Origin of the sequence: Pseudomonas sp. JQ170C (assembly GCF_035581345.1) — a bacterium.
Lineage (GTDB): Bacteria > Pseudomonadota > Gammaproteobacteria > Pseudomonadales > Pseudomonadaceae > Aquipseudomonas.
In genome coordinates, this window is the sequence record NZ_CP141608.1 from 453,434 (window position 1) to 464,535 (window position 11,102).

General features: G+C 63.0%; 9 protein-coding genes. 4 read left to right on the top strand and 5 right to left on the bottom strand.

The genetic code is table 11. The annotated features are described in order from the left end of the window. Positions 1-178 precede the first annotated feature (178 nt). From U9R80_RS02000 to U9R80_RS02010, 3 genes are read left to right on the top strand one after another with little or no spacing between them, the layout of a single operon-like run. Positions 179-2,299, top strand: a complete 2,121-nt coding sequence (locus tag U9R80_RS02000; protein ID WP_301838355.1) for a putative bifunctional diguanylate cyclase/phosphodiesterase — start codon at positions 179-181, stop codon at positions 2,297-2,299. 37 nt (positions 2,300-2,336) lie between these two features. After that, the gene (locus U9R80_RS02005) at positions 2,337-2,837 is read left to right on the top strand and encodes a M48 metallopeptidase family protein (RefSeq protein WP_301838354.1); all 501 of its coding nucleotides are present in this window, start codon (positions 2,337-2,339) and stop codon (positions 2,835-2,837) included. 17 nt (positions 2,838-2,854) lie between these two features. Next, positions 2,855-3,151 carry a winged helix-turn-helix domain-containing protein gene (locus U9R80_RS02010; protein ID WP_028945616.1) on the top strand — a complete coding sequence of 99 codons (297 nt, stop codon included), beginning with the start codon at positions 2,855-2,857 and terminating at the stop codon, positions 3,149-3,151. A 59-nt stretch (positions 3,152-3,210) separates the two neighbouring features. On the opposite strand, the gene U9R80_RS02015 is transcribed toward U9R80_RS02010, so the two are convergent. Next, positions 3,211-3,663 carry a GNAT family N-acetyltransferase gene (locus U9R80_RS02015; protein WP_301838353.1) on the bottom strand — a complete coding sequence of 151 codons (453 nt, stop codon included), beginning with the start codon at positions 3,661-3,663 and terminating at the stop codon, positions 3,211-3,213. Between the two features lie 240 nt (positions 3,664-3,903). Here U9R80_RS02015 and U9R80_RS02020 point away from each other — a divergent pair, with 240 nt between their 5' ends. After that, positions 3,904-4,641: a substrate-binding periplasmic protein gene (locus U9R80_RS02020; RefSeq protein ID WP_301838352.1), complete on the top strand. Its 738-nt coding sequence runs from the start codon at positions 3,904-3,906 to the stop codon at positions 4,639-4,641. Here U9R80_RS02020 and yccS read toward each other — a convergent pair whose 3' ends face one another. The 4 genes from yccS to mdtD all read right to left on the bottom strand — a co-directional run bounded on the left by yccS (position 4,642) and on the right by mdtD (position 11,086). After that, positions 4,642-6,822, bottom strand: coding sequence for a YccS family putative transporter (yccS, locus tag U9R80_RS02025; RefSeq protein ID WP_301838351.1), 2,181 nt, complete (start codon positions 6,820-6,822; stop codon positions 4,642-4,644). A gap of 118 nt (positions 6,823-6,940) precedes the next feature. Then, complete coding sequence (locus U9R80_RS02030; protein WP_301838350.1) at positions 6,941-8,122, bottom strand: NAD(P)/FAD-dependent oxidoreductase; 1,182 nt, start codon at positions 8,120-8,122, stop codon at positions 6,941-6,943. 93 nt (positions 8,123-8,215) lie between these two features. Then, positions 8,216-9,553: an ATP-dependent RNA helicase DbpA gene (gene dbpA, locus U9R80_RS02035; RefSeq protein WP_301838661.1), complete on the bottom strand. Its 1,338-nt coding sequence runs from the start codon at positions 9,551-9,553 to the stop codon at positions 8,216-8,218. A 105-nt stretch (positions 9,554-9,658) separates the two neighbouring features. After that, complete coding sequence (gene mdtD / locus U9R80_RS02040; protein WP_301838348.1) at positions 9,659-11,086, bottom strand: multidrug transporter subunit MdtD; 1,428 nt, start codon at positions 11,084-11,086, stop codon at positions 9,659-9,661. Positions 11,087-11,102: the final 16 nt, after the last annotated feature.

Below are 11,102 nucleotides of genomic sequence, written 5' to 3' on the forward strand. Positions count from 1 at the left end.
TTTTTTATGCCTGGCGCCAATCTAGAGGCTGGTATGGCCTGATCGGACAGACCGTTAGTCGGCTAACGAGCGTTTCCGTGGATAGTGGCAAGGTGATAACTTCAGGTTTAAGGCAGCGAGGTCTAGAGTTAGGCTCGGATTTCAACCGAAATTCGACTTGTGCCACAAGAGAAGCAGCATGGATTGCGCGCAACCTCCGTCACATGAAAACGGCTCAGTCCTTCTAGTCGTTGATGACTACCCGGAAAACCTGGTGAGTATGCGTGCCCTGCTGGCGCGTCAGGACTGGCAGGTACTGACTGCAAGCTCGGGGACAGAAGCCTTGAGTGCGCTGCTCGAGCACGAAGTGGATCTGGTGCTGCTGGATGTGCAGATGCCAGGCATGGATGGTTTTGAAGTCGCCCGTCTTATGCGCGGCAGCCAGCGTACGCGGCTGACGCCGATCATTTTCCTCACCGCCAACGAACAGTCCCAGGCCGCCGTGCTCAAGGGCTATGCCAGCGGTGCGGTGGATTACCTGTTCAAACCCTTCGATCCGCAGATTCTCAAGCCCAAGGTGCAGGCGTTGCTTGAGCAGCAGCGCAACCGGCGTTCGCTGCAGCGCTTGAGCCGCGACCTGGAAACCGAGCGCGCCTTCAACGCCTCGGTGTTGGAGAACGCGGCCGAGGGCATCCTGGTGGTGGCCGATGACGGCTTGATCTGCTTTGCCAACCCAGCGATTTCGCGGTTGCTCGATGCGCCGGTTGAACGTTTGCAGGGCACCGATCTTCTGGCTTATGTGCAGTCGCCGGGCGCGACGGTATGGTCCGAGTCGCCGTTCTATCAAACCTACCTGGATCGGGAGATTTTCCGCGTTCACGATGCTGTGCTGCGTACCGCAGGGGGGCATCCGCTGCCGGTGGCGCTGTCGTGCGCACCGCTTCCGGGCGAGCGGCGGGCGATGGTGGTGACGGTGCTGGATATGTCAGTGGTGCGCAGCCTGCATCAGCAGCTGGAGTATCAGGCCGTGACCGACCCGCTGACCGGGCTGCTCAATCGGCGTGGTTTCTACCAGGCTGCCGAAAGCGCGCTGGTGCGCAACGAGCGTTCGGACAAGTCCCAGGCCTTGTTGTACCTGGACCTGGACGGCTTCAAACGCATCAACGACTCCCTTGGCCATGAAATCGGTGACCGTGTCCTGCATTGGGTGGCCGAGCAGCTCAAGGACTGCCTGGGCACCTGCGCCATTCTCGCGCGCATGGGCGGTGACGAATTCACCGCGCTGCTCGATGCGCTGGACTGCCCCGAACAGGCCGCGCGCTTTGCCGAGAAGCTGATCGAGCGTGTGTCCATCTGCCAGGACATCGAAGGGCTGGAGGTGACGCTGGGGGTCAGTATCGGCATCGCCACCTACCCGGATTGCGGCTTGGGCCTTGATGGGTTGCTGCGTGCGGCCGATGCGGCGATGTATGCCGCCAAGCAGTCCGGGCGTCAGCAGTACCGCTATTACGACCATGACCTCAATGGCCGGGCGCGCTCACGGCAGATGCTCGAAGACAGCGTGCGCGATGCGATCGGGCACGGGGATTTCAGCCTGGTCTATCAGCCTCAGGTTGCCTTTGCCGATGGACGCTTGCGCGGCTTCGAGGCCTTGTTGCGCTGGCGCCACCCCAGTGTCGGGGATGTGCCGCCGGGCTTGTTCATTCCCTTGCTCGAAGAGGCCCGGCTGATCAATCGCCTGGCCAGCTGGATCTACCAGCAAGGTGCGGCGCAACGCCGGGCCTGGAGCGAGTGTTTTGGCCCGGACGTGGTGCTGAGCATGAGCCTGAGCAGGGTGCAGTTTGCCATGCCCAATCTGGTTGAAGAGCTGGCGCGGGTGATCGCCACTCACGCACTTGCACCTGCCCAGTTGGAGGTCGAAGTCGCCGAGACGTCGCTGATGTACAACCGCGATGAAGCCTTCAAGCAGCTGCACAAACTCCGCGAGTTGGGCGTGCGCATCGCACTGGACGACTTCGGCGCGGGTGATTGCTCGTTGAGCCTGTTGCGCGACCTGCCTATTGATACGCTCAAGCTTGATCGCCATCTGGTGGCGAAACTGCCAGGTTCTGCGGTCGATGGCGCCCTGGTCCGCTGTGTGATCGAGCTTTGCCAGCAGTTCGGGATCAGTACCATCGCCGAAGGGGTCGAGACCTACGAGCAGGCCCGCTGGTTACGCGCCAGTGGTTGCGAGTTCGCCCAGGGCTTCCTGGTGGCGCACCCCATGACGGCCACGGATGCGAGTGAGTTCCCGGGCTTTTTTGACTGGTACCTGCTGTAGTTGGGTAAACTGCGTTTTTTTCACCTGCTTTCGCCTCATGACTGCGCTCAAATACCTGCAAGCCTATCCTCCCGCCCTGCAAGACCAGGTCCGTCAGATGATCGCCAGCAATCGCCTGGGGGATTACCTGCAGCAGCGCTACCCGGAGCGTCATGCCGTGCAAAGCGACAAGGCACTGTACAGCTACGCCCAGGGCTTGAAGCAGGAGTACCTGCGCAACGCCCCCAACCTGGACAAGGTGCTGTTCGACAATCGCCTGGACCTGACACACCGGGCATTGGGGCTGCATACGGCGGTGTCCCGGGTGCAAGGTGGCAAGCTCAAGGCAAAGAAAGAAATCCGCATTGCCTCGTTGTTCAAGGAGGCAGCGCCGCAATTTCTGAAGATGATCGTGGTGCATGAACTGGCCCACTTGAAGGAAAGCGATCACAACAAGGCGTTTTACCAGCTCTGTGAACACATGCTGCCGGGCTACCATCAATTGGAGTTCGACCTGCGTGTCTACCTGACCTACCGCGAGCTGCCCGGCAACGGGTAAGCCGTAAGGACCTGCCAATGGACGTGAGCAAGACCAAGACCAGTTTCTACCGCCGCTTGTACGTCGCCTGGCTGATCGACAGCCAGACGGCCAGCAGCGTGCCGGCGTTGATGGAGGCAACGGGCATGCCCCGTCGCACCGCCCAGGACACCATCGCCGCGCTGGCTGACCTGGATATCGTCTGTGAGTTCGAGCAGCAGGAGGGCGCGCGCAATCACGCCGGGCACTACCGGATTCGTGATTGGGGGGCGATCGACAAGCAGTGGATCATCCAGCACCTGCGGGGGATTCGTGAGGTGTTGGGGTATCCCTGAATAAATTTCGCGGGGCAAGCCCGCTCCTGCCGTAGGAGCGGGCTTGCCCCGCGATGCGTTCAGCCGCGGCGCATGCCGATATGCGCAATGTCGTCTTCCAGGTACTCCTCACCCACCACCGTAAAGCCATAACGCCCATAGTAGTCTTGCAGGTGCGCCTGGGCCGACAGGTACACCGGCACGCCCGGCCAGTGTTTCTCGGCCTGTTCAAGGGCCTCTTCCATCAATTCATGCCCCAGCCCGCGGCCGCGTGCCGAGGGCGCCGTTACCACGCGACCGATCACCACGTCACCGCCCTGGGACTGTGGGTCGAGCAAGCGCAAGTAGCACTGCAGCGTGTCATTTTCCCAGCCCATCAAGTGACAGGTGTCGCCGTCCAGGTCCTGGCCATCGACGTCCTGGTAGGCGCATTTTTGCTCTACAACGAAGACTTGGGTGCGTAGCTGCAGAATGGCATAGAGTTGTTCCTTGCCAAGGTCGCTGTGATGTTTGCAGATCCAGTCGATGGACATAGGTAGCGCTCGAGCAGTTGATTGCCTTGATCATGGCAGATGAAAGGCGCAACGACGAGGCGCAAAGTGCCCGCCCTCGACTCAAGGTGTGACGCAGCTCAAGGTGACGGCATTTTGCTATCATTGCGCGCTGCGCCGGGTTACATCTTTGTGTAACCTGCGCACACTTGCGGGCACCGGAAGCGCTCAAGCAGTCGCAATCAACGGTGTGTAACGACACGCCTGCTAAAGGATTTGAGCATGTCGACACTGCTTCGAGCCTTGGGTTTTCTTGGGTTGTTGCTGGCGTTCAACGCCGCACAGGCGGAGAAGCTGCGCCTGGTCGCGGACAGCTGGCCCCCCTTTACCGATGCCAGTAAACCCGGCGGTGGCCTGGCGACAGTGATTGTCACCACTGCCTTGCAGCGTGCGGGTTACGACAGTGAGTTCGAGCAAGTGCCCTGGGCACGGGCGCTGCTTGGAATAGGCGAGGGGCGATACGACGTATTGATCAACGCCTGGTTCAACGAAAGCCGTACCTACATTGGGCAGTTCTCCGCCAGCTACCTGACCAACCGTATTCGCTTGCTCAAGCAGAAGGGCGATGACTTCAGGTTCAACGCCTGGAGCGACCTCTACCCCTATCCCATCGCCATTGTCCGCGACTATGCCTACTCGCCCGAGTTCGATGCCGACAGCCAGCTGCAGAAGATACCGGTACGCAATTTCACAGTGGCCGTGCGCATGTTGGCCGCGGGCAGGGTGGGGTTGACCCTGGAAGACGAGTACGTCGCCCGCTACTTTCTACAGCGTGAATCTCGCTGGGTTCGCGATAGCGTCGAGCTCGTCGACAAGCCCCTGGCCGAGAACGCCCTGCATATCCTGGTGAGCCTCAAGACCCCGGGCCATGAAAAGATCGTCGCCGACTTCAACCGCGCCATCACCCAGATGAAGGCCGATGGCAGCTATGCACGCTTGCTTGAGTACCACGGCTTCTGATCAGGCCTCGGCATCCTTGATCAAATGGGCGGCCAGGGTGCGCAAGGGGCCCAGTTGGCGACAGATCAGGGCCAGCTGTGTTTGCACCAGGCGCTGGTTCTCTTCCATATCCTCGGGCATCTGCTCGAGCGCATTGGCCAGGGCTTCTTCGGCATCGCTGTGGATTGCCACCGGCAACTTGCTGGCCAGGCCTTCGGCAATTTCGTCCAGGCTCTTGGCAAGGCTGGCGCCGGCACCGTCGATCAACTGCTCGTGGACATCGGCCGGCAACGTGGTTTCGCGGTGCGCACCCAGGCCCGAGAGGTAACTGAGCAAGGTGTGGGAGAGCACCAGGAAGCGAAAGCCGACATCCGCTTCCTTACGAAAATGTCCCGGCTCCATGAGCATGTTGGCCAGGGTGGTCGACAGCGCGGCATCGGCGTTGTGGGCGTTGCGCCGCGCCAGGCGGTAGGCCAGGTCATCACGCTTGCCCTGGGCGTACTGCTGCATGATCTGGCGCAGGTAGATGCTGTTGCAGCTCAGGGTGTTGGCCAGCACCTTGTTCAGGCGCCGGCCCTGCCAGTCGGGCAGGAACAGGAACACCGCCAGGATGGCGATCAGGCTGCCCACCAGGGTATCGAACAGGCGCGGCAGGAACAGCCCGTAACCGTCGCCGATCTGGTTGAAGCAGAACAGCACCATCAGGGTGATTGCTGCAGTGGCCAAGGTGTAGCGGGTGGTGCGGTTGACGAAGAACACCACCCCGGCCGCCACGGCGAACAGTGACTGGATGATCGGGCTGGGGAACAGGTCAAACAGCGCCCAGCCGACAGTCAGGCCGATGCCGGTACCGATGATCCGCTGCACCAGCTTGCGCCGGGTCGCACCGTAGTTGGGCTGGCAGACAAACAGGGTGGTGAGGATGATCCAGTAACCCTGGGTGGGGTGGATCAGGTGCACCATGCCATAGCCGATCGACAACGCCAGGGGCAGGCGCAGGGCATGGCGAAACAGCAATGAAGTGGGTGTCATCTGTTGGCGCAGGCGATTCCAGACATCCGCCAGGCTGTGCGGCGAACGGTCGAGCAGGCTGCTGTCGCTGGCATCGGCGAGGTTGTCCGGATTGCTCGCATCGCTGAGCAGGCGGTCCAGGGTTGTCAGGTTGGCGGCCAGGGCGCGCAACGAACGCAGCAGCCCACGCCAGGCCGGGTTGCTCTGGATACGCAGGTGCTCCAGGGAGGCATTGAGGTCTTCCAGGGCCTGGGCAAAGCCGGTGTCGTAGATGAACGGCTGGCGCAGCTGGATCGACTCGGACAACTGCTGGCAGGCCACCCCTTGCTGGCGCAGCAGGCGCTGGCAGCGGAACAGCACGTCACTGTGGAAGAAGGCTTCGGTCAGGGCGTTGTAGGGGTAGTGCGAGGAGCTGGCGCGCTCGTGGATGTCCTGGGCCAGGAAGTACAGCTTCAGGTAACGGCTGACTTTCGAGCCCGGCCGGCCATTGCCGACCCGGTGCAGGATGATCTCCTTGGCGGCATTGAGCGCGGCCACGACCCGGCCGTTCTGCTGGGCCAGTTCCAGGCGCCGGGCCTCGACGTCCAACTGGCGGATCGGCTCGAACAGCGTGGCCTTGAGCTTGAGGTAGCGCCCCAGCTCGCGAAACAACCGCGCCAGGCTTTGCTGCACGGGCTGGTTGGAGAACAGCACCTGCCACAGCACCGACAGCAACCCGTACCAGGCGGCGCCCGCCACCAGCAACAGCGGCTCGTGCCAGAAATCGGTAACTTCGCCACCCCGCTGGTCCACACCGATCATGGTATAGACCGAGAGAATCAGCGTGGCCGAGGCGATGGCGCCGTAGCGCTCGCCCAGCGCGCCGAGCATGGTCAGGGCAAAACTGGCCAGTGCCAGAGCACAGACAAAGATAATCGGGTAGGGGAACAGCAGCTCCACCGACAACGCCGCGACGGTAAAACACACCAGGGTCACGGCCAGGGCATTGAGGCGACCTTGCCAGCTGTCGTCGGTCTCGGCCAGGGCGCTGGCGATAATGCCCAGGAACAGCGGAATCAGCAGGCTCATCTCGTCCTGGTACCAGCACAGCAGCATGCTGCCTGTCAGGGCGATCAGGACACGGATGGCATAGCTGAATTTGTCCAGGGCCCAGAGGCGGCGCAACGATTGGCTGAGCGAGGAGGATGACATGTCGGGTCGGCAGGCCTTGAGCGATGATCGAAATTGAGCCAGTCAGATGGCAGTGGTGTTACCACCGTCACCTGACCAGCAAAATTTGTTCCTTGATGCGCTGATTCTACCGCGAAGGTTAGACGAACTGCGCTGCCGCGTACGCCGAGGCCCAGGCCCACTGGAAGTTGAAGCCGCCGAGGTGACCGCTGACATCGAGTACTTCGCCGATAAAGTACAGGCCCGGACTTTTCAGCGACTCCATGGTCTTGGACGATACTTCGCGGGTATCGACGCCGCCCAGCGTCACCTCGGCCGTGCGGTAGCCCTCGGTGCCGGCGGGTACCACCTGCCAGGCCGCCAGTTTCTCGCTGACCTGGACGAGCTCGGCCGGGGTGTACTGCTTCATCGGCTTGGAGACGAACCAGTGTTCGGCGAGCAGGTTGGCCATCTTCTTGGTGAAGACTTCACCCAGCAGGGTCTTGAGCTCACTGTTGGGGCGTTCGGCCTGTTGCTGCTGCAGCCAGCTCAGGGCGTCGTGCTCGGGCAGTAGGTTTATTTCGACGCTGTCACCGGCTTCCCAGAACGACGAGATCTGCAGGATCGCCGGGCCGCTCAGGCCACGGTGAGTGAACAGCAGGTTCTCGCGAAAGCTGGTGCCGTTGCAGCTGGCCACGCAATCCACCGAGGTGCCGGACAGCTCGGTGCAGATCGCCTTGAGCTGCGGCTCGGTGATGGTGAAGGGCACAAGGCCTGCGCGGGTAGGCAGCAGGGTATGGCCGAACTGGCGGGCGACCTGATAGCCGAAGCCGGTAGCGCCCAGGGTCGGGATCGACAAGCCGCCGGTGGCGATCACCAGCGATTGGCACTGGAACTGGCCGGCGCTGGTTTCGAGCAGATAGCCGCCGTCGACTTTCTCGATCTGGTCAATGCGGGTATCCATGCGCAGTTCGGCGCCGGCGTTACTGCATTCGGCCAGGAGCATGTCGAGGATGTCGCTGGATTTGTTATCGCAGAACAACTGACCGAGCTTTTTCTCGTGATAGGGCACGGCGTGCTTGCCGACCATCTCGATGAAGTCCCACTGGGTGTAGCGGGCCAGGGCCGACTTGCAGAAGTGCGGGTTCTGCGAGAGGAAGTTGGCAGGCTCGGTGTACATGTTGGTGAAGTTGCAGCGGCCACCGCCGGACATCAGGATTTTCTTGCCTGGCTTGTTGGCGTGGTCGAGCAGCAGCACCTGGCGGCCGCAGCCGGCGGCAGTCAGGGCACACATCAGGCCGGCGGCGCCTGCGCCAATGATGATTACTTCGGTGGAACGCACTGCTGATTCCTCAAGATTTGGGGTGAAGCGTTCGTGGGGCAAGCCCGCTCCTACAGGGGATGCGAGAGCGGGCTTGCCCCGCGAGGAAGGCTATTAAACGATCCGTACCCGCAGCGAACGGCCTTTGATCTTGCCGCTGTTCAGGCGCGCCAGCGCCTGCTTGGCCACCGCACGCTCCACCGCCACAAAGGCCTGGAAGTCGAAAATGGCAATCTTGCCGACCTGGGTACCCGGCAAGCCGGCGTCACCTGTCAGGGCGCCGAGGATATCGCCCGGACGCAGCTTGTCTTTACGGCCGGCGGCAATGCACAGGGTGCTCATGGTCGGCAGCAGCGGGGCGCCGCCCTGGGCCTTGAGGCTGTCCAGCTGTTCCCAGCGCAGCGGCGCTTTCTGGATCACTTCGATGGCCTGGGCGCGATGACCTTCGGCCGGGGCGACCAGGCTGACGGCCAGGCCTTTTTCACCGGCACGGCCCGTACGGCCTACACGGTGTACGTGGATCTCGGCGTCGCGAGCCAGCTCGACGTTGATGACCATGTCCAGGGCATCGATGTCCAGGCCGCGGGCGGCGACGTCGGTGGCGACCAGTACCGACAGGCTGCGGTTGGCGAACAGGGTCAGGACCTGGTCACGGTCACGCTGCTCCAGGTCGCCGTGCAGGGCCTGGGCCGAAATGCCCTTGGCCTGCAGGTGTTCGACCAGCTCCTGGCACTGCTGCTTGGTGAAGCAGAACGCCACGCAGGACTGTGGGCGGAAGTGCCCCAGCACTTTGTTCACCGCTTCCATGCGCTGTTCGGGGGCGATTTCGTAGAAACGCTGTTCGATCTGGCTGTCGGCGTGCAGGGCTTCGACTTTCACGGTCTGTGGATCGCGCATGAAGCTCGAGGCCAGTTGCTTGATGCCGGCCGGGTAGGTGGCGGAGAACAGCAGGGTCTGACGGCGCTGGGGGGTCTGCCCGATGATGTCGGCGATGGCGTCGTAGAAGCCCATGTCGAGCATGCGGTCGGCTTCGTCGAGAATCAGCTTGTTGAGGCCGTCGAGCACCAGGGTGCCCTTGCTCAGGTGCTGCTGCACGCGGCCCGGCGTGCCGACAATGATGTGCGCGCCATGCTCCAGCGAGGCGATCTGCGGGCCCAGCGACACGCCGCCGCACAGGGTCAGGATCTTGATGTTGTCTTCGGCACGGGCCAGGCGGCGCAGCTCTTTGGCGACCTGGTCGGCCAGCTCGCGCGTTGGGCACAGCACCAGGGCCTGGCAGCCGAAATAACGCGGGTTGATCGGGTTGAGCAGGCCGATGCCGAATGCGGCGGTCTTGCCGCTACCGGTCTTGGCCTGGGCGATCAGGTCCATGCCCTTGAGGATTACCGGCAGGCTCTGGGCCTGGATCGGGGTCATCTGGGCGTAGCCGAGGGCGTCCAGGTTGGCCAGCATGGCGGCGGACAGCGGCAAAGTGGCGAAGGCGGTGGCAATGGTGGTCACGAGGCGGGCCTGCAAAACAAAATGTCGCGCAGTGTACCAGCCTCATGGCCTTGTGCCCTAAGGCTCTATCTCCGGTTCCGGACGAGGGGCACGCCTTCCGTCTGCCTTGGACAGTTGCATGAAGATCGCCGCCGCCAGCATGGCCATCAGGCCGATGGTCAGGAACGTGAGCTGGAAAGCCCCCAGTGTGCTGTCCACACCTTCGGCGCTGCCCGCGGCGCTGAAGCCCCCCAGCAGGGCGCCGGCACAGGCGACACCCAGGCTCAGGGACAACTGCGCCACCACCGACAGCAGGCTATTGCCGCTGCTGGCGCTGGCGTCGTCAAGGTCGATCAGGGTGACGGTGTTCATCGCCGTGAACTGCATGGAGTTGACCGCGCCGAGCAGGCCCAGCTGGAACAGCAGAAGCCCATAGGGCGTCTGCTCGTCTACCAGGCCCAGGCTTGCCAGCAGTAGGCCGAGCAGCAGGGTGTTGCCGGTGAGGATGGTGCGGTAGCCGAAGCGCTCGATCAGCGGGCGGGCGATGGACTTGGCCAGCATGGCCGCCGCTGCCAGGGGGATCATGCTCATCCCGGCCTGGGCCGGCGAATAGCCCAGGGCCACTTGCAGCAGCAACGGCACCAGGAACGGCAGGGCGCCACTGCCCAGGCGGGCGAACAGGTTGCCCAGGATGCCGACGGAGAAGGTCCGGGTGCGGAACAGCCGGGGCGAGAACAGCGGGTTGTCGATGCTGCCGGCGCGTAGCCAGTAAGCCGCCAGGCATGCCATGCCGGCAAACAGCAACAGCATCACCCGCAGGTGGGGCAGGTGCAGTTCGCCCAGGCCTTCCATGGCGATCGTGATCAGCACCATCGCCGCGCCGAACAGCACAAAACCGACGCCGTCGAAGCGCGTGCGCTCACTGCCGCGCAGGTCGGGAATGAAGCGCCACACGGCATAGCAGCCAATGACGCCGACCGGCAGGTTGAGCAGGAAAATCCAGTGCCAGCTGAGAATCTCCACCAGCCAGCCGCCCATGGTCGGGCCCAGCAATGGGCCGAGCAGGCCGGGAATGGTGATGAAGCTCATGATCCGCACCAGTTCCGAGCGGGGGTAGGCGCGCAGCACCACCAGGCGCCCGACCGGCAGCATCAAGGCGCCCCCCAGGCCCTGGACCACCCGCGCCGCCACCAGCATGCTCAGGCTTTCGGACAGGGCACACAGCAGCGAGCCCAGGCTGAACAGCAGGATCGCGCCGAAAAAGATCCGTTTGGTGCCAAAGCGGTCGGCAATCCAGCCAGAGGCCGGAATCAGCAGGGCCACGGTGAGCATGTAGGCGATGATCACCGACTGCATGCGCAGCGGGTCTTCGGCCAGGTCCCGGGCCATGGCTGGCAGGGCGGTGTTGAGGATGGTGCCGTCCAGGGACTGCATGAAGAAGGCGATGGCCACCACCCAGGGGATCCAGCGGGCGGTGACGGGGTCGAGCGGGGCGCGGCTTGGCATGGCTGGTCCTTCAGGG

Coding starts and splice junctions, on each gene's coding strand:
- mdtD (WP_301838348.1), bottom strand. CDS start 11,086: ATGCCAAGCCGCGCCCCGCTCGACCCCGTCACCGCCCGCTGGATCCCC.
- yccS (WP_301838351.1), bottom strand. CDS start 6,822: ATGTCATCCTCCTCGCTCAGCCAATCGTTGCGCCGCCTCTGGGCCCTG.
- U9R80_RS02005 (WP_301838354.1), top strand. CDS start 2,337: ATGACTGCGCTCAAATACCTGCAAGCCTATCCTCCCGCCCTGCAAGAC.
- U9R80_RS02000 (WP_301838355.1), top strand. CDS start 179: ATGGATTGCGCGCAACCTCCGTCACATGAAAACGGCTCAGTCCTTCTA.
- U9R80_RS02010 (WP_028945616.1), top strand. CDS start 2,855: ATGGACGTGAGCAAGACCAAGACCAGTTTCTACCGCCGCTTGTACGTC.
- dbpA (WP_301838661.1), bottom strand. CDS start 9,553: ATGCTGGCCAACCTGGACGCCCTCGGCTACGCCCAGATGACCCCGATC.
- U9R80_RS02015 (WP_301838353.1), bottom strand. CDS start 3,663: ATGTCCATCGACTGGATCTGCAAACATCACAGCGACCTTGGCAAGGAA.
- U9R80_RS02020 (WP_301838352.1), top strand. CDS start 3,904: ATGTCGACACTGCTTCGAGCCTTGGGTTTTCTTGGGTTGTTGCTGGCG.